Genomic DNA, 20,193 nt, shown 5'->3' with positions numbered 1-20,193 from the left:
CGTGCCTCTCGGTGGGGGGTGGTGGTGCGGGTCCGGCTCGGTGGGGGTTGTGGGGATCGCGGGGGTTCAGAGGGCCGTGAGATGGTCGGCGAGGCCCTGCTTGACGCCCGCGACGAACGCGGTGATCTCCTCGGGCGTGTAGATCAGCGCCGGACCGGCGGGATCGGCCGACTGCCGAACCGCCACGCGGCCGTCGGCCAGTTGCTTGGTCTCCACGCACTGGCCCCCGTTGGGGCCGCTCCACGGACGTTCCCAGCCCTGTTCCCCGAGGTCCGACGCGGGCATCCCGTTGTACACGGCGCCCTCGGCGATGGTCATGAGTACTCCTTCCGCATGCGGTTCAACAGCGCCTTGCTGTCCGCTGACGAGGTCTTCAGCGACAGCCGGTTGTGGGCCTCCAGATGGGCCACGACGTCGGCGCGCTGGTCGAGGTAGACGGACGCGGAGAGGATCTCGCTGTAGACAATGTCGGGCAGCTCCCGCTCCTCGAACCGGAAGTAGGTGAAGGGCGCGCACGCCCCGACGTGGGCGCCCGCCGTGAACGGCACGATGTCGACGCTGACGTGCTCCAGCTCGGACGCCTCCAGGAGCCGGTCGATCTGCTCGCGCATCACCTCGGGGCCGCCCACCACCCGGTGCAGCACGGCCTCCTCCATCACCACCCACAGCGTGGGCGCGTCCGGCTTCGTGAGCAGGCTCTGGCGGCGCAGCCGCAGCTCCACGCGCCGCTGGAGGTCCTCGTCGTTGTCGTTCGGGAAGCCGCCGCGCAGCACGGCACGGGCGTACCCGGGTGTCTGGAGCAGTCCCGTGACGTACTGCGGCTCATAGGTGCGCAGTGTTCTCGCGCCGGTCTCCAGGCTCACGTAGGCGGTGAACCAGGACGGCATCACATCGCGGTACGGGTGCCACCAGCCGGGCTCGTTGGCCCGCTCGGCCAGACTGACGAACTCGTCGATCTCCTGCTGCTCAGCCCCGTAGGTCTGGAGCAGCTTCTCGACGTAGAGGATCTTCAGGCCGACCTCGGCCTTCTCCAGGCGGCGGATGGTCAGCGGCGTGACGCGCAGGGCCTTGGCCGCGTCGTCGAGGGACAGGCCCGCGGTCTGCCGGGCCTCCTGGAGGCGGCGTCCCAGGATCATGCGGAGAACGGTGGGCGCGCCGGCGCCGGTGCCTGATCGCGCGTCGTTCACGCCCGTGCCTCCTGAGGGGTCGTCACCGGTGCAAGCCTGACAGGGACTTGATCGTCCGCCAAGCGGCCCGGAGCAGCGATACCTTCCTTCTGAAATTATCAGGCAGATGGTTGCAGCGTGAACTGCTCTACGAGCATAGTTACTTGTGTGAACAGGGCGCCGGAATCCCCAAGTCCCCTTCCGGGCGGTCCGTTTCGCGCCTCGCCCCTTCCTTGACTGCGCCCACCCCCACGGAAGGCGAATGCCGTGTCCCCCCACACGACTTCCACTCCCCGGTTCCTGGACGCGGTGCGCCCGGGCCGCACCCACTGGCTGGAGCTGCCGTCCCACCGGACCAGCGTCAGAGTCGCCCGTCATGCCACGCAGGCGCGGCTGGACTCCTGGCAGGTGCCCGACGAGGCGTGCGCGAACGCCGTCCTGGTGGTGTCCGAGCTGGTGACCAACGCCGTTCTGCACACGCCCGGCGAGCGGATCCTGTGCGGCGTGGGCCGGATGACGGCGGAACGCTTCCGGCTGGAGGTGCACGACGGCGACCTCACGGGCCGCGGCATCCCCGACTGCCGCCCCGCCCTCGACGACGAGGGCGGCCGTGGCCTGCTGCTCGTACGGGAGATAGCCGACAGCTGGGGAGTCACCCGCTCACCCCTCACGGGGGGCAACGCGGTGTGGGCGAGCCTGGCGACGACCCAATGCCCCTGAGAAGTCCTAAAGGTTGAATCAGTAACGTTATCTGGCTCTTTGGTCAAACCAGACTTTTTGGCCAATCACCCCATTTGGTGTCATGGTGGAAGAGACAACCGATAGCGACGCGCGCAGTTCAGGAGGTGCAACGACATGCGCACCTACGAGCGTCCGACGCTGACTGCGGTCGGCTCCTTCCGCAAGACCGGTCTGGGCTTCAGGGACGGGCCGGAGAGGTTCTGGTTCTTCCGGAGGAGGTTCTTCTGATCCGCCGGTTGTTCCGCCGGTGCGGGATCTCCGAGGGGTGGCAGGGCGTCAGTCCTGCCGCCCACATCTCTTGATCGCTTCAGGGCTCGGGGTACAGGAAGGGACCGGCATGGTCGATTTTCCTGGTTCCGGCGAGGGTCCGGGCTGGTTCGTCGTCCTTCCGGACTGTGCTTCGGCGGCCCGGGTGTCCGCCGCACTTCGCACCCGGAAGGTCCAGGAGGTCAGCCACCCGTCGGGACGGCCGTGGCTGCTCGGCCACTGGTCTCCCGGTGCCATGGCCGTCGGCGAGGCGGGCCGGACGAAGATCGCAGTCGTCGGTGAACACGCCGTCACCGCCGACCGGCTCACCCCGGCGGCCGACCGGATCCGGACGATCAGCGACCTGGACGGTCTGGCCCGCGGCCTGGCCGGGAGTTGGCATCTGGTCGCTTCGGTCGCCGGACGGGTGCGTGTCCAGGGGAGCGTCACCGGCTTTCGGCGGGTGTTCCACGCCAGGCTCGAGGACACCACCGTGGCCGCGGACCGGGCCGACGTCTTGGCCGCTCTGCTCGACGCGGAGGTCGACGAGCAGCGGCTGGCGGCCCGCCTGCTGAATCCGTGCGCGCCGCACCCGCTGGCCGGCGAACCGGTGTGGCGTGGTGTGGGCGCCCTGGGGATCGGCCGCTACCTGGCGCTCGACGCCGACGGCCGGGGACGGCCCGTCGCGTGGTGGGCGCCTCCCGAGCCGGTGGTGCCGATGGCCGAGGGCGCGTCGGCGTTGCGGAAGGCACTGTCGGCGGCGGTGGAGGTCCGCGTCCGGGGCCGGGACGTGGTGAGCTGCGATCTGGGCGGCCTGGACTCGACCTCGGTGTGCGCTCTGGCCGCACGCGGCACGGCGAAGGTCATCGCCTACACCGCCGACGGTCTCGACCCCCTGTGCGACGACGTGACCTGGGCGCGCCGGACGGTCGCGAGACTGGGCGACGTCGGTCACCACGTCATCGCCGGAGACCAGTTGCCGATGGTGTACGAGGGCCTCCGGGACGTGGACGAGCGCTTCGACGAGCCGTGCCCGGCGATGATGCATCCCAGCCGCTGTCTGCTCATTCCGCGGCTTGCTGCGGCACAGGGCTCCCGCATACACCTGACGGGCTTCGGCGGGGACGAGTTGCTCTCCGGCTCGCCGGCGCATCTGCACACGCTGGCACGGACCCACCCCAGGATCGCGTGGCAGCGCCTGCGCGGCTTCGCCGCCCAGGGCCCGTGGCCGTACCGGGAAGCACTGCGGCAGTTGTGGGACAACAGCTCCTACCGGACGTGGCTCGGCCGAGCCGGCGACCTGCTCACCGCCGTACCGCCCCCCTTGGAGACGCCCGCGCTGGACTGGGGGACGCCGCCACGGCTCCCTCCATGGGCGACGCCGGACGCCGTCGCGGCCGTACGCGAACTGATCCGCACCGCGGCGCGTACCGCCGAACCACTGGCCGAGAGGCGCGGGCAGCACATCGAGCTGGAAGCCATGGGGAACAACTCCCGCATGGTCCGGCAGGTGGGCCAGATGGCCAGCCGCGCCGGGCTCACCCTCGCCGCCCCCTACTACGACGACCGGGTGGTCGAAGCGGGCCTGGCGGTGCGGCCGCAGGACAGGATCACCCCCTGGCAGTACAAGCCGCTCATCGTCGAGGCGATGCGCGGCATCGTTCCCGACGAGAGCCTGACCCGTCACACCAAGGACGAGGGTTCCTACGAGGCGGAGGTCGGGATGCGGGAACAGCGTGCCGAGTTGCTGGCCCTGTGCGAGGACTCCCGGCTGGCTCGGTTGGGTCTGATCGACGCGAAGGTGCTGCGCGAGACGTGCGGCCGGCCGCTGCCCCCGAGCCTGCCTTTCGACGCGCTGTACCAGACCGTGGTGTGCGAGATGTGGCTGCGCACGCTGGAAACCGCCACCACCGCTGTTCCGGGCTGAATGGAGACGGCCGATGGCGTTCAAGCTGCGTGAGGGTGTGTTCACGGCCGAGACCGACTACGGGATCGCGATCCTCGACGAGGACCGCAACCAGTACTGGACGCTCAATCCCAGCGCCGCCGTCGCCTTGCACACGTTGCTGGCGGGCGGCAGCGAAGACGACGCCGCGCAGACGCTCAGCGCGGAGTACGCGGTGGACATCGGCACGGCGCGGCGGGACGTCCGGGACCTGGTCGGCGGACTGTACTCGGCGGGCCTGGGCGAAGCGGACAGCGACGGGCCGGGAGAGGGCGCCCGAGCTCCGACGGCCCGGCCCGTCGGGCTGGTGCGGCGGCGGATGGGCGGCCGATGGCCGCACCTGCGCGGCCGGCGTGCGGGGAGGGAGCGGCGATGACCTCACCGGAGGTGATCTTCCACGACCCGCGCTCGGTTCCTCTGCGGCGCCGGATCCCGGTCCGGCTCGCCGTGGGAGCAGCGCGGCTCCTGGCCCGTCAGCGCCCCCGGCGCATACGGGCCGCGCTGGAGTGGCTGCGCCGGGGCGCCCGTCCGGCCACCCTCGGGCAGACCCGGGCCGCCCGGGACTCCGTGGTCGCGGTCAGCCTCGCGTGCGGGGGGCGGGAAGGGTGCCTGCCCCGGTCGCTCGCCACGGTCCTGCTGTGCCGCCTGCACGGCCAGTGGCCCACCTGGTGCGTGGGCGCGCGGCGCCTGCCGCCCTTCGGTGCGCACGCCTGGGTGGAGGCGGAGGGGGTGCCGGTGGGAGAGGAGCACCCGCCCGACTACTTCCGCCCCCTGTTCACCGTGCCCTGCGTTCCTGGTTCCGTCCGCCGTGAGGCCGTGATCCATGAAGCCCCGAGCGACGGGTGAGACCGACGAGCGGAGCCGGACCGCGCCGCGGGACTTCCTGCGCCTGCTGCACGGCCACCGGCGGTGGGTGGCTCTCGCCGTCCTGCTGACACTGGGAGCCTCCGCTCTGAGCCTGGCCCAACCGCTGCTGGTCAAGCAGGTGATCGAGTCGACCACCTCCGGCAGCGCGATCGGGACCGCCCTGGTGCTGCTCGTCGTCCTCTTCCTCGCCCAGGCACTGGTGCAGGGCCTCGCCCAGTTCGTCCTGGCCCGGACGGGCGAAGGGATCGTCCTGGGGATCCGGCTCGGCCTGATCAAGCACGTGCTGCGGTTGCCCATGGCCGTCTACGACCGCCACCGCATAGGCGATCTGATCTCGCGCACCAGCACCGACAGCACGACCTTGCGGCTGCTCGTCGCGGAGGGCTTCACCGAAGCGATCACCGGTGTCATCGGGCTGATCGGTGTCGTGGCGCTGATGATCTGGCTCGACTGGTTGATGTTCCTCGTCGTGCTGGGCATGGTGGCGATCGCCACCATGATCGTCGTCTCGGTGCTGCACGGCATCGAGGTGGCGTCGCTGTCCACGCAGCGGGCGACGGGTGCGATGACCGCTGATCTGGAGCGCGCGCTCGGTGCCATCCGCACGGTCCGGGCCAGCCGCGCCGAGCAGCGCGAAACCGACCGCATCGCGGATGGCGCCCGATCGGCGTACGCGGGAAGTGTGCGGATGGCGAAGCTCGACGCCGTGGTGGCACCGGCGATCCAGCTGGCCGTCAAAGGATCCTTCGTCGTCGTGCTGCTCATCGGCGGCATGCGGGTCGCCGACCGGCAGGGGTCGATCGCCGATCTCGCCGCCTTCCTGCTGTACATGATCTATCTGGTGGAGCCGATCGGCATGCTGTTCCAGTCCCTCAGCACCATGGAGCAGGGCGTGGGCGCGTACCGCAGGGTCACGGAAGTGCTGGAGCTGCCCACGGAGCAGGACGCCGTGTCGGGAGCCGGAGCTCCGGTGTCCCGCCCGGCGGGGGGCAGCGGCGGCCGGTCACGGGCGCCCGCGCTGGAGTTCCGTGACGTGTGGTTCGGCTACGAACCGCGCCGTCCCGTCCTGCGCGGCGTGACCTTCGAGGCACCGGAGCACTCCCACGTGGCCCTGATCGGCAGCTCGGGAGTCGGAAAGTCCACCGTGTTCGCGCTGATCGAGCGGTTCTACGACCCGGACAGCGGCCACATCCTTGCCGAGGGCCGTGACATACGGGCGAGCGGCCGGGCCGAACACCGGGCCCGGATCGGCCTGGTGGAACAGCATGCCCCGGTGCTGTACGGCACACTGCGGGAGAACCTGATGTACGCCGTCCCGGACGCTGAACCGGAGGAGCTCGACCGGGTGGTCGAGCTGGCGCACCTGTCGGACCTGATCACCCGTCTGCCGCGGGGCCTGGACACCGACGCCGGTGAGCACGGCATGGCGCTCTCCGGTGGTGAGCGCCAGCGGATCGCCATCGCCCGTGCTCTGCTGGCCCGGCCGCGTCTGCTCCTGCTGGACGAGCCGACCGCCCATCTGGACGCGGTCAGCGAGGCGGCGCTGCGCAGGTCGATGCGGGAAGCCACGCGGGAGTGCACGTTGCTCGTGATCGCGCACCGCATGTCCACCATCCACGCCGCGGACCTGATCGTCGTCCTCGACGCCGGCCGGGTCGTCGCCACGGGCAGCCATGGGGAGCTCCTCGACAGCAGTGAGCACTACCGGTCGCTCCTCCGCGCTCAGCAGACCGGGGATCTCCGCGTGCCGCGCACGGCCGGCCTGAAGGGCGGCGCCGGGTGACCGTCCGCGTGACGTCCCACCGGCACGGGAAGCCGGCTCCTCAGAACCCCAGCTTGCGCAGCTGCCTCGGGTCCCGCTGCCAGTCCTTCGCGACCTTCACGTGGAGGTCCAGGAACACCGGTGTCCCGAGGAGTGCCTCGATCTGTTTGCGGGACTTGATGCCGACCTCCTTCAGACGCTTGCCCTTGGGGCCGATGATGATGCCCTTCTGGCTGGGGCGCTCGATGTAGACGAAGGCGTGGATGTCGAGCAGGGGCTTGTCGGCGGGGCGGTCCTCGCGGGGGAGCATCTCCTCGACGACGACGGCGATGGAGTGCGGGAGCTCGTCGCGGACGCCCTCCAGCGCGGCCTCCCGGATCAGCTCCGCGATCATGACCTGCTCGGGCTCGTCGGTCAGGTCGCCCTCGGGGTAGAGCGCCGGGCCCTCCGGCAGGAGGGGGACGATCAGGTCGGCCAGCAGGCCCACCTGCTTGTCGCCGACCGCCGACACCGGGACGATCTCCGCCCACTCGAAGCCCAGCTCCTTGCCGAGCTGGTCGATCGCGATGAGCTGCTCGGCGAGCGCCTTGCCGTCCACCAGGTCCGTCTTCGTGACGATCGCGATCTTCGGCGTCTTCTTGATGGACGCGAGTTCCTTCGCGATGAAGCGGTCGCCGGGGCCGAGCTTCTCGTTCGCCGGCAGGCAGAAGCCGATCACGTCCACCTCGGCCCACGTCGTGCGCACGACGTCGTTCAGCCGCTCGCCCAGCAGCGTGCGCGGCTTGTGCAGCCCCGGGGTGTCGACCAGGATCAGCTGGGCGTCCGGGCGGTGCACGATGCCCCGCACGGTGTGCCGCGTCGTCTGCGGCTGGTTCGCCGTGATCGCCACCTTCTGGCCGACCAGAGCATTCGTGAGGGTGGACTTGCCCGCGTTGGGACGGCCCACGAAGCAGGCGAAGCCAGCCCGGTGGACAGCTTCGGCCGGCTCTTCGGATGACTGGGTACGAACGCTCATGGCGCCCATTCTCCCTGATCCACAGAGCCCCGCCGCACAGGCGCCCGAACGCCGCCCGGCCCGTGAGGTTCCGGAAACCCGCAGGCAACGAAACGTCACGGAAACACACTCGTACGCAACCGGAAACGCAGGCCGGTGAACCTCTGACGAGCCCCCGGAGCCCCACCTCGTTGGAGACACCGTGCCTCTGGCCGCCGCAAGCGCCGACACCGGCGACACCGCCTGGCTGCTCGCCGCCACCGCCCTCGTCCTGCTGATGACCCCGGGCCTGGCCCTGTTCTACGGCGGCATGGTCCGCACGAAGAGCGTGCTCAACATGCTGATGATGAGCTTCGTGTCGATCGCCCTGGTGACGGTGGTGTGGCTGGCCGCCGGCTACTCCCTCGCCTTCGGCGAGGACGCCGCGGGCGGGCTCATCGGCGGGCTCGACCACGCCGGCATGAGCGGCCTCGGGCCGGACAGCGTCCAGGGCACGGTCCCCACCCTCCTGTTCGCCACCTTCCAGCTCACCTTCGCGATCATCACCGCCGCCCTGGTCAGCGGCGCGGTCGCCGACCGGGCGAAGTTCGGGGCGTGGCTGGTCTTCGTGCCGGTGTGGGCGCTGCTCGTATACGTTCCGGTCGCGCACTGGGTCTGGGGCCCGGGCGGCTGGATCCTCGACCGGCTCGGTGCCCTCGACTTCGCCGGCGGACTGCCCGTGGAGATCGTCTCCGGTGCCTCGGGGCTCGCGTTGTGCCTGGTCCTGGGCCCGCGACTGGGCTTCAAGAAGGACGCCATGCGCCCGCACAACCTGCCCATGGTGATGCTGGGCGCCGGTCTGCTCTGGTTCGGCTGGTTCGGCTTCAACGCCGGCTCGGCCCTCGGCGCCAACGGCCTCGCGGCCGCCGCGTTCCTCAACACCCTCGCCGCGGGCTGCACCGGCCTGCTCGGCTGGCTCTTCGTCGAGCAGAAGCGCGACGGCCACCCCACCACCCTGGGCGCCGCGTCCGGCGCGGTCGCGGGCCTGGTCGCCATCACCCCGTCCTGCGGTTCGGTGTCCCTGCTCGGCGCCCTGGTCGTCGGCCTCACCGCCGGTGCCGTCTGCAGTTACGCCGTGAGCTGGAAGTTCAAGCTGAACTACGACGACTCCCTCGACGTCGTCGGCGTCCACCTGGTCGGCGGTGTCATCGGCACGCTCCTCATCGGCGTCTTCGCCGTGGAGTCGATGACGGGCGGCGCCGAGGGCCTCCTCTACGGCGGCGGCCTCGGCCAGCTCGGCAAGCAGCTGCTGGCCGTGGTCGTGGTGGCGGTGTACGCGTTCGGTGTGACGTACGGGATCGGCAAGCTGATCGACGCCACGATGGGCTTCCGCGCGAGCGAGGAGCAGGAGCAGACGGGCCTGGACCTTACGGTGCACGCCGAGACGGCCTACGATCACGGGGTCCTGGGCCACGGCGCCCCGGTCTCCTCCTCCGTCGTCTCCTCCGCCCAGAAGGTCACCCCCCAGGCATGAAGCTCATCACCGCGATCGTCAAGCCGTACCGCCTCGACGAGATCAAGAACGCCTTGCAGGAACTCGGCGTGCAGGGCCTGACCGTGAGCGAGGCCAGCGGCTACGGACGGCAGCGCGGCCACACCGAGGTGTACCGCGGCGCCGAGTACCAGGTCGACCTGGTGCCGAAGGTCCGGATCGAGGTCGTCGTCGAGGACGCGGACGCCGAGGCCGTCATCGACGCGGTCGTGAAGGCCGCGCACACCGGCAAGATCGGCGACGGCAAGGTGTGGGCGCTGCCCGTGGACACGGTCGTGCGGGTGCGGACGGGCGAGCGCGGGCCGGACGCGCTGTAGGTCGCGCCCGGCCCGGCCGGGATCAGTCGAACACGAACGGGCCCGGCGACTGCGGCCCGGTCGCCGTGCAGGTGATGGTGATGCCGAAGACGGTCATCTTCAGCGAGCCGCCGAAGGCCTCCAGGCTGTCGCCGGAAGCCACGGTGCCGCTGAGGGGGCCGACCTCGACGGGGGCGCCGGCGGCCATCGCCGGGTTCTCCGTGCCGGTGAAGTCGACGGTGCCGCCGCCGGTCTTCACCAGGGTGAGGGTGGACGCGATCGAGTCCTCGCCGAGGCCGATCGGCGCGGTGATCGCGGACGACTTGACGGTGACGGTGGCGGCGGTGCCGTCCTGCGTGGCCGTGAGCGTGGCCTCGCCACTGCCGAAGGTGCCGCAGTCGGCGCTGATCGTCGCCGTCTGAGGGGTGACGGCGAGTGCGGCGGGGGCGAAGGCGAGCCCGGTGACCGCGAGGGCACCGGCCGCCAGGGCCGCGCCCGCTCCGATTCGCTTGCATCTCATGGGATTACGGTTCCCTTTCCGTGTGGGGGGACCGCTCGGCACGTGGATGCGGACACACTGCCGAGAGCCGAACCTGACGGTCCGTCGGAACTGACGGTTCCATTGATGCGGCTGGGGCAGACGGCGGCAAGGTTGAAATCTCGCCTAATTACCGCCGGTTACAGCGAAGTTCGGCCAGCACGTCAGCCGGCGGTCACCGTGGCACGGACCGTCCCGTCGGGCCCGGCGATCAGTACCGGCGTCCCCGCCCCACCGAGATCCCGTACCGCCGCCCGGTCCTCGGCGGACGCCGTCTCCGCCTCCGTCACGACCGCCGCCGCCTCCAGCGACGTCGCGCCCGAGGCCACCGCCATCGCCACCGCCGTCTGGAGGGCACTGAGCCTCAGGGAGTCGAGGGCCACGGTCCCCGCGACATACGTACGTCCGGTCTCGTCCCGTACGGCCGCCCCCTCGGGCACGCCGTTGCGGGCCCGTGCGGAACGGGCCAGGGTGACGATCTTGCGGTCCTCGGGGTCGAGCGCGCTGCTGTCGGTCATGATCCGAGCATACGTAAGCGTCAGGACCGGTCGAGGCGGAGGCGGTCCGCTCGCGGCAGGCCCGCGACGACGAGGTCGTAGGAGTCCTCGACGAGCTCCCGGACCAGCCGGTCCGGGAGTCCCCCGTCGGCCGTGACCGTGTTCCAGTGCCGCTTGTTCATGTGCCAGCCGGGGACGATCAGGCCCTCGTGCTCGCGGCGCAGCCGGATCGCGTCGTCCGGGTCGCACTTGAGGTTGACCTTCAGGGGACGCGCGTCGAGGTGCGACAGGGCGAAGAGCTTGCCCTGGACCTTGAAGACCGAGATCTCCGGGCTGAACGGGAAGTCCTCGACCGCCGCGTTGAACGACAGGCAGAACGCGCGCAGTTCCTGCGGAGTCATTCCGGCTTCTCCTCCTCGGGGGGATCCGCCGGATCCACCGGCTCCACCAGCACGGTCACGATCTTGTTCCGGCGGCCGGCCGCGGCCTCAGCGGTCAGGCGCAGTTCCCTGCCGTCCGGGAGACCGACGACGGACGACGCACCGGCGATGGGAACCCGGCCCAGCGCCTTCGCCAGCAGACCGCCGACCGTCTCGACGTCCTCGTCGTCGAACGCCTCCAGGCCGTACAGCTCGCCCAGGTCGCCGATGTCCAGGCGGGCAGTGACCCGGTAGCGGTCCTTGCCGAGGTCCTCCACCGGCGGCAGTTCGCGGTCGTACTCGTCGGTGATCTCGCCGACGATCTCCTCGAGGATGTCCTCGATGGTGACGATGCCGGCGGTGCCGCCGTACTCGTCGACGGCGACGGCGACGTGGTTGCGCTCCTTCTGCATCTCGCGCAGCAGGTCGCCCGCGTTCTTGGTGTCGGGCACGAAGAACGCCGGGCGCATCGCCGTGGACACCTGCTCGGACTCGGCCTCGCGGCTGATGTGCGTCTTGCGGACCAGGTCCTTCAGATACACGATCCCGACGATGTCGTCCTCGCTCTCGCCGGTCACCGGGATCCGCGAGAAGCCGGAGCGCAGGGCGAGGGTGAGGGCCTGGCGGATGGTCTTGAAGCGTTCGATGACCACCAGGTCCGTGCGCGGGACCATGACCTCCCGGACGAGGGTGTCGCCCAGCTCGAAGACCGAGTGCACCATGCGGCGCTCCTCGTCCTCGATGAGCGATTCCTTCTCGGCGAGGTCGACCAGCGCGCGCAGCTCCGCCTCGGAGGCGAAGGGCCCCCGGCGGAAGCCCTTGCCGGGGGTGAGCGCGTTGCCGATGAGGATGAGCAGCGACGGGATCGGGCCCATGATCCGGGCCAGCGGCACCAGGACGTACGCCGAGAGCGTCGCCGTGTTCAGCGGGTGCTGGCGGCCGATGGTGCGCGGGGAGACGCCGACGGCGACGTACGACACGAGGACCATGACCGCGATGGCGATCAGGAGGGCCTCGGTCGTGCCGTCGAACTCCTTCAGGCAGCCGTAGGTGATCAGCGCGGCGGCGGCCATCTCGCAGGCGACGCGGACCAGCAGCGCCACGTTCAGGTAGCGGGTCGGGTCGGCGGCGACCTGGGACAGCTTGGCGCTGCCGCGGCGGCCGGAGCGCACGGCCTCCTCCGCGCGGAAGCTGGAGACGCGCGCGAGGCCCGCCTCCGCGCAGGCGGCGAGCCAGGCCACGACGACCAGGGCGACCGCGCCCAGGGCGAGTTGGGGACTCATCGGCGGCTCAGGAGACCGTCGGCGCCGGGGACGGGCCGGTCAGGCCCCGCTCCGCGCGCCAGCCGTCCACGATGGCCGCCTGGAGGCCGAACATCTCGGCCTTCTCGTCCGGCTCCTCGTGGTCGTAGCCGAGCAGGTGCAGCACGCCGTGGACGGTGAGGAGCTGGAGCTCCTCGTCCATGGAGTGCTGCGTGTCCGCTTCCTTGCCCTGCTTCTCGGCGACCTCGGGGCACAGCACGATGTCGCCGAGCAGCCCCTGCGGCGGCTCGTCGTCGTCCTTGGACGGCGGGCGCAGCTCGTCCATCGGGAAGGACATGACATCCGTGGGGCCCGGCAGGTCCATCCACTGGATGTGGAGCTGCTCCATGGCGTCGGCGTCCACGACGATCACCGAGAGCTCGGAGAGCGGGTGGATGCGCATCCGCGCGAGCGCGTAACGGGCGATGTCGAGGATCGCCTGCTCGTCGACCTCGGTGCCGGACTCGTTGTTGACGTCGATCGACATGGTGCTGTGTGTGTCTACTTCCCCTTGTGCCCGGCCTTGCCGCGGCTCTTGTGCGCGCCGTTCTGGGTGCCGTGCTTGGTGTCGTACTGCTCGTACGCATCGACGATACGGCCCACGAGCTTGTGCCGGACGACATCGTGGGACGACAGCCGGGAGAAGTGGACGTCATCGACGCCGTCCAGGATGTCCTGCACCTGGCGCAGACCGCTCTTCGTCCCGTCCGGGAGGTCGACCTGCGTCACGTCACCCGTGATCACGATCTTCGAGTCGAAGCCGAGGCGGGTGAGGAACATCTTCATCTGCTCGGGGCTCGTGTTCTGGGCCTCGTCCAGGATGATGAAGGCGTCGTTGAGCGTGCGGCCGCGCATGTAGGCGAGCGGCGCGACCTCGATCGTGCCCGCCGCCATCAGCCGGGGGATGGAGTCCGGGTCGAGCATGTCGTGCAGCGCGTCGTAGAGCGGGCGCAGGTACGGGTCGATCTTCTCGTAGAGCGTGCCCGGGAGGAATCCGAGCCGCTCTCCGGCCTCGACCGCCGGGCGGGTCAGGATGATGCGGTTGACCTGCTTGGACTGCAGGGCCTGCACCGCCTTGGCCATCGCCAGGTAGGTCTTGCCGGTGCCGGCGGGGCCGATGCCGAAGACGATCGTGTGCTTGTCGATCGCGTCCACGTAGCGCTTCTGGTTGAGCGTCTTGGGGCGGATCGTGCGGCCTCGCGAGGACAGGATGTTCTGCGTGAGCACCTGGGCCGGGGTCTCCTGGCCGTCGCTCTCCCCGTTCTCGCTCGCCTTGAGCATGGCGATCGAGCGTTCCACTGCGTCCTCCGTCATCGGCTGTCCGGTGCGGAGCACCAGCATCATCTCGTCGAACACGCGGGCGATGAGGGCGACGTCCACGGGGTCGCCGACCGCGCTGATCTCGTTGCCCCGGACGTGGATGTCGGCCGCCGGGAAGGCCTTCTCGATCACGCGCAGGAGGGAGTCGCCGGAACCCAGCACGGTCACCATGGGGTGCTGGGCGGGGACGGTGAACTGCGCTCTCGCCTGCTCCTGCGCGGGGGTGTGAGCTGTGGGTGTCTGAGTCATGGGCCGGCGCTGAAGGCCTGCGGTTCCTCCTCTTCACGGCCGCGTAGCTGAGGGCGGCCTCGCGATTCCCAGGGTACGACGGGGGACTGACAACGCCGTAGGGGTTTTGGGGGCGGGGTTGGAAACGGGGGCGACAGGCCGTGGCAACCGACCGCTTCGGGGATGACGGCGGCTCTTGACCGGTTGATCCGGGGCGGCGGTGCCTGGCGGCCGAGTGATTCGGGGCGGCCGTGCCACCCGGCTGACCGCTTCGGGGGCGACGGCGGCTCTTGACGGGGTGATTCGGTGGCGGGTGGGCACAGGCCGGGGGTCCAGGGAGCGGAGCCCCCTGGGAGGCCAGGAGGTCACGCCGAGCGCCGGAAGCCGATCGTAGGTACGGCCCGCCGCAGCGGCCAGGGCCTCATCAACTCCTCCGACACCAGCCCTGCAAGGAACCCGTACCGCTGCAGGGCCTCCGGATCCTGCCCCTCGACCGACTGCACCCTCCGCCACCACGCCGCGATCTCCGACCACCCCGGCGCCGACAACGACCCCCCGAACTCCTGCACCGACAGCGCCGCCGTCAGCCCGGCGAAGGCCAGCCGGTCCGCCAGCGGCCAGTCCGCCAGGGTCCCGGTCACGAACCCGGCGACGAACACGTCCCCCGCCCCGGTCGGATCGAGCGCCTCGACCTCGATCGCCGGAACCTCCGCCGTCTCCCCCGTACGCCGGTCCACCGCGTACGCCCCGTCCGCCCCGAGCGTGACGACCGCGAGCGGCACGTGGTCGGTCAGCGCGTGCGCCGCCGCCCTGGGGCAGTCCGCGCCCGTGTACCGCATGGCCTCCTCCGCGTTCGGCAGGAACGCCTCGCAGTGCCGCAGGTCGGGCAGCGCCGCCAGGTCCCACGCGCCGGTGTCGTCCCAGCCGACGTCGCCGAAGACCCGGGTGCCCTTGCTCGCGGCCTGGGCGATCCAGGGCGCGCTGACGCCGGGGGCGAGGGAGGCGACGGCGGCACGCGCGCGCGGCGGGCACTCGGGGGCGGGCTCCTCCGGGGGCGGCTCATGGCCGTGCGAGACCATCGTGCGCTCCCCCTCGTAAGCCATGGAGACCGTCACCGGGGAGTGCCAGCCGGGCACCGTGCGCGACGCGGAGAGGTCGATGCCCTCGCCGTGCTCCAGGGCGTCCCAGCAGTAGTCGCCGTAGTGGTCGTCGCCGAAGGCCGCCGCGAGGGACGTGCGCAGGCCGAGGCGGGCCAGGGCGGTGGCCATGTTGGCGGCGCCGCCGGGGCTCGACCCCATCCCGCGTGCCCAGGACTCGGTCCCGCGCACCGGGGCGGAGTCGAGCCCGGTGAAGATGATGTCGAGGAAGACGGTGCCGGTGAGATAGACGTCCCAGGGCGGGTCGTCCGGCGCGCGCAGCGGGGCGAGCGGATCGACCTGACTCTGGCGGTGCGATCCCTTTCCGGCCGGGCCCTTTCCGGCCGGGGCGGTGGACGCGATCACGATGCGCTCCCTGACGTGGTGCGGTTCAGGCCAGTGTGCACCACACCACCGACAACGTGACGCCGATCACGCAGGACCCACCCGTTCCGTGAGCTCGCACCGGCCCTCGCGCGCCCCTGGGCGACCAGTGGGCGACCGGGGAGCCGGCGCTACCAGCGGGGCATCGAGGGCGTCACCCACTCCGGGTCGGCGACCCGCATGGCCGCCGCGTCGTCGCGGTCGCGCAGCGTACCGTCGTCATCCAGCCACCGCCGGTGCAGTACGGCCAGCCGCTCACGGTCGAGCTGCACGCCGAGCCCGGGCGCGTCGGACACGGCGATCCTGCCGCCCTCGAAGGTGAGCCGCTCGGTGAGCACGTCCTCCGACTGCCACGGGTAGTGGGAGTCGCAGGCGTGGTGGAGGTTCGGGACGGTGGCCGCCACATGGGTCATCGCGGCGAGCGAGATGCCCAGGTGGGTGTTGGAGTGCATCGACACGCCGACGCCGAAGGTGCGGCAGACGGCCGCGAGCTGCTGGGTGTTGCGCAGTCCGCCCCAGTAGTGGTGGTCGGAGAGCACCACCTGGACGGCGCCGACGGCGCCCGTGGTGAACGCTTCCTTGATCTCGGCGAAGGTCGTCACGCACATGTTGGTGGCGAGCGGCACCCCCGTCCGCTCGGCGACCTCGGCCATGGCGGGGGTGCCGAGGGTCGGGTCCTCCAGGTACTCCAGGACGTCCCCGAGTTCCCGCGCCACCCGCAGCGAGGTCTCCAGGGACCAGGCGCCGTTGGGGTCGAGCCGCAGCGGGTGCCCGGGGAACGCCTCGGCGAGCGCCCGGACGGCCGCGATCTCCTCGTCGGGCGGGAAGACGCCGCCCTTGAGCTTGAAGGAATTGAAGCCGTACCGCTCGGTGAACCGGCGGGCCTGTTCCACCACCCCGGCCGGGTCGACGGCGGCCCCCCAGTCGTCCTTCTCGCAGGCGACGCCCTCCGGGTGGCCGGCCCACTTGTAGAACAGGTACGCGCTGTACTCGACGGCGTCGCGCACCTTGCCGCCGAGCAGCGCGTGCACGGGCAGCCCGAGGGCCTTGCCGAGGGCGTCGAGGCAGGCGACCTCGAAGGCGGAGACGACGGACAGCCGCAGCTTGTCGGCGGTCTGGACGCCGCGCAGCCCGCCGACGTCGACGGCGTCGACGACCCGGGAGGCGTCCACCGCGACCTGGTCCGCGACCGTGAACAGCCCGTTGAGGTCGCTGACCTGGCGTCCCTTGAGCCGCTCGGCGAAGGGCCGGGCCAGCTCCAGGTACTTGGTGTCGCCGTAGGTCTCCCCCACGCCCGTGACCCCGTCCGCCGTGACGACCTCGACGATCAGCCGGGGCGTGTACGGCTGGTGCACGCCCTGCGTGTTCAGCAGCGGCGGGTCCGCGACCAGGATCGGCGTCAGCCGTACGTCGGTGATGGCGAGGTTCACAGAGCGGCTCCCACGAGGTCGAGTCCCGCGGTGAGCAGGGCGGTGAGGGCGGCCAGGTCGGCGGGCGAGGGGTCGGTGAGCGGGGCGCGGACGGGGCCCACGGAATGGCCGCGCAGCCGGGCCGCCGCCTTCACCAGCGACACGGCGTACCCGGGGACGCGGTCGCGCAGTTCGACGAGCGGGACGTAGAAGCCGCGCAGCAGCTTGTCGACGGTGCCGTGGTCGCCGTCGCGCAGGGCGGCGAAGAAGGCGTCGGCGATCTCGGGGGCGAAGGCGTGGACGGCGGAGGAGTAGGCGGGGACGCCGACGGTGGCGTAGGCACGGGCCTGCATCTCGGCGGTGGCGGCGCCGTTGAAGAACAGGAATCCCTCGGGCGCCGCGAGGGTGAGGCGCTGGAGCCGGTCCAGGTCGCTGTGGCCGTCCTTGAGGCCGATGACGCCCGGCAGGGCCGCGATGCGCCTGAGCGATGCGGCGGTGAACGCGACCTGGCCACGCTGGTAGGCGATCAGGGGCAGCCGGGTGCGGGCGGCGATCTGTTCCAGCTGGGCGACCAGGCCGTCTTGCGGGGCGGCGACGAGGTAGTGCGGCAGCACGAGCAGCGCGTCGGCCCCGGCGTCCTCGGCGATGCGCGCGAACCGGACGGCCTGCGCCCAGCCGTAGCCGACGCCCGCGACGACGGGTACGCGGCCCGCCGCCTCCTCGACCGTGATGGCGACGACCTGCCGGTACTCGTCCTCGTCGAGCGAGAAGAACTCGCCGGTGCCGCAGGCGGGGAAGACGGCGCCGGGCGAGGCGGCGAGCCGGCCCGCGACGTAGGCGCGAAAGCCCTCCGGGTCGAGGCTGCCGTCGTCGCGGAAGCTGGTCAGCGGGAACGACAGCACGCCACCGGCCATGCCGTCCCGCAGCCGGTGCGCGACGGCACCCGGTCCGGCGCTCAGGGCCGTCTCCTCACTCGTCTCCTGGGCCATCTCCTCGGCCATCTCCTCATGTAGACGTCATCTATGTATGAGAATGCGGGGTGGATGCGTGAACGTCAACTGCGCGGGCCGGCCCGATTACCATCGGCGCATGCCAGACACAGGGGGCGTCCGCGAGGTGAAGTCCGCGGCCCGCACGGTCGAGCTGCTGGAACTCCTCGCGGCGCGCGGCGACCGCCCGGCACGGCTCCAGGAGCTGGCCGACGAACTCGGCGTGCCCCGCAGCTCGATGTACGCGCTGCTCCAGACCCTGATCTCGCGCGGCTGGGTCCGCACCGACGTCACCGGCTCCCTGTACGGCATCGGCATCCACGCCCTGCTCACCGGCACCAGCTACCTGGACTCCGACCCGCGGGTCCGGGCCGTACGGCCGTATCTCGACGAGGCGTCCGAGGCGCTCGGCGAGACGATCCACATGGGGCGCCTGGACGGCCGGGACGTGGCGTATCTGGCGACGCGGGAGTCGCACGAGTACCTGCGCACGATCAGCCGGGTGGGGCGGCGCCTGCCCGCGCACGCCGGGGCCCTGGGCAAGGCGCTGCTGGCGGAGCGCCCGGACGCGGAACTGCCCGAGGGGCCGTACGAGGCGCTGACCCCGAACACGCACACCAGCCGGGAGTCCCTGGTGGCCGACCTCGCCCAGGTCCGGGCCCGCGGCTGGTCCGCGGATCGCGAGGAGGGAGTGACCGGCATCGTCGGCTTCGGCTTCGCGCTGCGCTACGACACCCCCGCGCTGGACGCGATCAGCTGCTCGGTGCCGGTGGCCCGGCTCACGCCGGAGCACGAGGAGCGCATCGTCGCCGTGATGCGGGAGATCCGGGCGAAGGCCGAGGCGGCGGTTCCCGGAGGCACCGGGTCAGTGCACTGGCGGTAGCGGCAAACGCCTGCTGAAGGGGCCTGCGACGCCTCGCGAAAGACCTTCGTTTACCCGGACTTCATCGCACCAAACGCAACGTGCGCCACATCACACCCTCCGGGCTAACTCGTACGACTACTTGCTTGATACAAATTGCCCGCGCGTTCCTGTCCGTCGACGGTCGTCGCCCAACCCCCCTCCTCCACCGCTCCTTTCGCATGCCCTGGGAACGCCCGTGTTCGCCCCCCGCACCACCCCCTGGCCCCTCGTCGCCCTCTTCACGGCCGGGTACCTCGCCCCGTACCTGCTGCCGACCACCGTCGGCAGGCTCGACTCGGGCCTACCGCTCTCCGCCACCCAGGCCGGCGCCGTCGGCAGTGCGCTGCTGCTGAGTTCGGCGACCGCCGGATTCGCCCTGGCCTCACGGGTCGAGCGGATCGGGGCCCGTGCCCTCGCCCGGCTCGGGCTCGCACTGGCCCTGCTCGGCTACGGCGGTGCCGCGCTGACCACCGCCGTCCCGGCCGTAGTCGTCGGCGCGGTCGTCGGCGGATTCGGATCCGGCACGGCCACCACCGTCGCCGCCACCCTCATCGCCGCCCAGCAGGATCCGCACCGGGCCTCCACGGCCGGTCTGCTCACCGTCTCCGCCCTCGCCGGCGCGGTGTATCTGACGGTCCCGCACCTCGGCCCGGGGCACGGACTGCCCCTGGCCGCGATCGCCCTCACGGCCCTGGCCGTGTGGCCGCTGACCGGCCGCCTGCACGCCGGTACGCCCGCCGCGCCCACGCGGCACCACAAGGCCCGGCTGCCACACGCCCGTTCGGGCCTGGTGCTGGCCGCCGCCATGCTGTGCTGGTCGCTCGCCCAGAACTCCCTGTGGGGCGTGAGCGGACAGATCGGCCTGACCCAGGCCCACCTCGGCGAGGCCACCGTCGGAGCGGTCTTCGCCGTGGCGCTGGGCGCCGGACTGACCGGCGTCCTCGCGGCGGGGGCGCTCGGGGCGCGGCTGGGACGCGCGGTGCCGATCGGTGCGGGCACGGTCCTGATCGCCGGCTGCATCGTGCTCAGCGCCTCCGCGACCGACCTGACGAGCTTCGCGACCGGCGAGATCGCCTGGAACACCCTGTATCCGGTGGTGCTGTCGTACCTGATCGGGCTCGCCGCATCGCTCGACCCGCGCGGCCGCTGGGCGGTGCTCGTCGGCTCGGCGTCCTCGCTGGGCACGGCCGCCGGGCCGCTGGCCGGCAGCGTGCTGTCGGCGCAGGCCGGGTTCCCGGTCATGGGCGCGATCCTGGCCGCCGGCCTGCTGGTGATCGCGCTGCCGATGACCGCCGTCGCCCTGCACACCGGCGGGCGCCCGCTGCTCGCCGGGGCGATCCGCCGCCGCGGCGGCCACCCGGCCGCCCTGGTCGCCGCCACCACGGGCACCCCCACCGGCGCGGTCCCCGAGATCGGCGCTCCGGAACAGCCGGTGGTGGAGATCCCCGTGGACACCCCGGCCGTCCCGGCCCAGCGCGCCTACGGCAAGGCCGGGTCGGAGGTCCTGTGAAAGGACCCCT

The 20,193-nt window shown here is 71.5% G+C and carries 22 protein-coding genes; 10 read left to right on the top strand and 12 right to left on the bottom strand.

Annotated features, from left to right (window positions below; all coding sequences use genetic code 11):
- Window positions 1-66: 66 nt before the first annotated feature.
- Both SCNRRL3882_RS27535 and SCNRRL3882_RS27530 read right to left on the bottom strand, forming a co-directional pair.
- Window positions 67-318, bottom strand: a complete 252-nt coding sequence (locus tag SCNRRL3882_RS27535; RefSeq protein WP_010042095.1) for a DUF397 domain-containing protein — start codon at window positions 316-318, stop codon at window positions 67-69.
- Window positions 315-1,187, bottom strand: a complete 873-nt coding sequence (locus SCNRRL3882_RS27530) for a helix-turn-helix domain-containing protein (RefSeq protein ID WP_010042092.1) — start codon at window positions 1,185-1,187, stop codon at window positions 315-317. The genes SCNRRL3882_RS27535 and SCNRRL3882_RS27530 overlap by 4 nt, the downstream gene beginning before the upstream one ends.
- A gap of 246 nt (window positions 1,188-1,433) precedes the next feature.
- Here SCNRRL3882_RS27530 and SCNRRL3882_RS27525 point away from each other — a divergent pair, with 246 nt between their 5' ends.
- The 6 genes from SCNRRL3882_RS27525 to SCNRRL3882_RS27505 all read left to right on the top strand — a co-directional run bounded on the left by SCNRRL3882_RS27525 (window position 1,434) and on the right by SCNRRL3882_RS27505 (window position 6,748).
- The gene (locus SCNRRL3882_RS27525; RefSeq protein WP_010042090.1) at window positions 1,434-1,886 is read left to right on the top strand and encodes an ATP-binding protein; all 453 of its coding nucleotides are present in this window, start codon (window positions 1,434-1,436) and stop codon (window positions 1,884-1,886) included.
- Between the two features lie 135 nt (window positions 1,887-2,021).
- Window positions 2,022-2,135, top strand: coding sequence for a keywimysin-related RiPP (locus SCNRRL3882_RS40570; protein ID WP_107500549.1), 114 nt, complete (start codon window positions 2,022-2,024; stop codon window positions 2,133-2,135).
- A gap of 109 nt (window positions 2,136-2,244) precedes the next feature.
- Window positions 2,245-4,080: a lasso peptide isopeptide bond-forming cyclase gene (locus tag SCNRRL3882_RS27520; protein ID WP_010042088.1), complete on the top strand. Its 1,836-nt coding sequence runs from the start codon at window positions 2,245-2,247 to the stop codon at window positions 4,078-4,080.
- 13 nt (window positions 4,081-4,093) lie between these two features.
- Window positions 4,094-4,474, top strand: coding sequence for a lasso peptide biosynthesis PqqD family chaperone (locus SCNRRL3882_RS27515; protein ID WP_010042086.1), 381 nt, complete (start codon window positions 4,094-4,096; stop codon window positions 4,472-4,474).
- On the top strand, window positions 4,471-4,944 hold the full coding sequence (locus SCNRRL3882_RS27510; protein ID WP_010042084.1) for a lasso peptide biosynthesis B2 protein: 474 nt from the start codon (window positions 4,471-4,473) through the stop codon (window positions 4,942-4,944). Before SCNRRL3882_RS27515 ends, SCNRRL3882_RS27510 begins: the two co-directional genes overlap by 4 nt.
- Window positions 4,922-6,748, top strand: coding sequence for an ABC transporter ATP-binding protein (locus SCNRRL3882_RS27505; RefSeq protein WP_010042082.1), 1,827 nt, complete (start codon window positions 4,922-4,924; stop codon window positions 6,746-6,748). The genes SCNRRL3882_RS27510 and SCNRRL3882_RS27505 overlap by 23 nt, the downstream gene beginning before the upstream one ends.
- A gap of 40 nt (window positions 6,749-6,788) precedes the next feature.
- On the opposite strand, the gene era is transcribed toward SCNRRL3882_RS27505, so the two are convergent.
- Complete coding sequence (era, locus tag SCNRRL3882_RS27500; RefSeq protein WP_086012539.1) at window positions 6,789-7,751, bottom strand: GTPase Era; 963 nt, start codon at window positions 7,749-7,751, stop codon at window positions 6,789-6,791.
- A 172-nt stretch (window positions 7,752-7,923) separates the two neighbouring features.
- Here era and SCNRRL3882_RS27495 point away from each other — a divergent pair, with 172 nt between their 5' ends.
- Complete coding sequence (locus tag SCNRRL3882_RS27495; protein ID WP_010042078.1) at window positions 7,924-9,234, top strand: ammonium transporter; 1,311 nt, start codon at window positions 7,924-7,926, stop codon at window positions 9,232-9,234.
- Window positions 9,231-9,569 carry a P-II family nitrogen regulator gene (locus tag SCNRRL3882_RS27490; RefSeq protein WP_010042075.1) on the top strand — a complete coding sequence of 113 codons (339 nt, stop codon included), beginning with the start codon at window positions 9,231-9,233 and terminating at the stop codon, window positions 9,567-9,569. Before SCNRRL3882_RS27495 ends, SCNRRL3882_RS27490 begins: the two co-directional genes overlap by 4 nt.
- 22 nt (window positions 9,570-9,591) lie before the next feature.
- On the opposite strand, the gene SCNRRL3882_RS27485 is transcribed toward SCNRRL3882_RS27490, so the two are convergent.
- The 9 genes from SCNRRL3882_RS27485 to SCNRRL3882_RS27445 form a co-directional block, all read right to left on the bottom strand.
- On the bottom strand, window positions 9,592-10,068 hold the full coding sequence (locus tag SCNRRL3882_RS27485) for a hypothetical protein (protein ID WP_010042073.1): 477 nt from the start codon (window positions 10,066-10,068) through the stop codon (window positions 9,592-9,594).
- A 182-nt stretch (window positions 10,069-10,250) separates the two neighbouring features.
- Window positions 10,251-10,604 carry a hypothetical protein gene (locus tag SCNRRL3882_RS27480; RefSeq protein WP_010042071.1) on the bottom strand — a complete coding sequence of 118 codons (354 nt, stop codon included), beginning with the start codon at window positions 10,602-10,604 and terminating at the stop codon, window positions 10,251-10,253.
- Window positions 10,605-10,624: 20 nt separating this feature from the next.
- Window positions 10,625-10,984, bottom strand: coding sequence for an MmcQ/YjbR family DNA-binding protein (locus SCNRRL3882_RS27475; protein ID WP_010042069.1), 360 nt, complete (start codon window positions 10,982-10,984; stop codon window positions 10,625-10,627).
- Complete coding sequence (locus SCNRRL3882_RS27470) at window positions 10,981-12,285, bottom strand: hemolysin family protein (RefSeq protein ID WP_010042067.1); 1,305 nt, start codon at window positions 12,283-12,285, stop codon at window positions 10,981-10,983. The genes SCNRRL3882_RS27475 and SCNRRL3882_RS27470 overlap by 4 nt, the downstream gene beginning before the upstream one ends.
- 7 nt (window positions 12,286-12,292) lie before the next feature.
- Window positions 12,293-12,790, bottom strand: a complete 498-nt coding sequence (gene ybeY / locus SCNRRL3882_RS27465; RefSeq protein WP_010042065.1) for an rRNA maturation RNase YbeY — start codon at window positions 12,788-12,790, stop codon at window positions 12,293-12,295.
- 14 nt (window positions 12,791-12,804) lie between these two features.
- The gene (locus SCNRRL3882_RS27460) at window positions 12,805-13,872 is read right to left on the bottom strand and encodes a PhoH family protein (RefSeq protein ID WP_029181327.1); all 1,068 of its coding nucleotides are present in this window, start codon (window positions 13,870-13,872) and stop codon (window positions 12,805-12,807) included.
- Window positions 13,873-14,216: 344 nt separating this feature from the next.
- A complete protein-coding gene (locus SCNRRL3882_RS27455; protein ID WP_010042061.1) occupies window positions 14,217-15,353 on the bottom strand; it encodes a carbohydrate kinase family protein in 1,137 nt (378 codons plus the stop codon).
- Between the two features lie 149 nt (window positions 15,354-15,502).
- Window positions 15,503-16,801 (bottom strand): glucarate dehydratase family protein, encoded by a 1,299-nt coding sequence (locus SCNRRL3882_RS27450; RefSeq protein WP_010042059.1) that lies wholly within the window; start codon window positions 16,799-16,801, stop codon window positions 15,503-15,505.
- Complete coding sequence (locus tag SCNRRL3882_RS27445) at window positions 16,798-17,769, bottom strand: 5-dehydro-4-deoxyglucarate dehydratase (protein WP_050810267.1); 972 nt, start codon at window positions 17,767-17,769, stop codon at window positions 16,798-16,800. Before SCNRRL3882_RS27445 ends, SCNRRL3882_RS27450 begins: the two co-directional genes overlap by 4 nt.
- A 100-nt stretch (window positions 17,770-17,869) precedes the next feature.
- Between SCNRRL3882_RS27445 and SCNRRL3882_RS27440 the strand changes: the two genes are divergently transcribed.
- Both SCNRRL3882_RS27440 and SCNRRL3882_RS27435 read left to right on the top strand, forming a co-directional pair.
- Window positions 17,870-18,652 (top strand): IclR family transcriptional regulator, encoded by a 783-nt coding sequence (locus SCNRRL3882_RS27440; RefSeq protein ID WP_029181325.1) that lies wholly within the window; start codon window positions 17,870-17,872, stop codon window positions 18,650-18,652.
- 217 nt (window positions 18,653-18,869) lie between these two features.
- On the top strand, window positions 18,870-20,183 hold the full coding sequence (locus SCNRRL3882_RS27435; protein WP_010042056.1) for an MFS transporter: 1,314 nt from the start codon (window positions 18,870-18,872) through the stop codon (window positions 20,181-20,183).
- Window positions 20,184-20,193 lie beyond the last annotated feature (10 nt).

This window comes from Streptomyces chartreusis NRRL 3882 (assembly GCF_900236475.1).
GTDB classification, from domain to species: domain Bacteria; phylum Actinomycetota; class Actinomycetes; order Streptomycetales; family Streptomycetaceae; genus Streptomyces; species Streptomyces chartreusis_D.
This window is presented reverse-complemented; position numbering and strand designations above follow the sequence as displayed.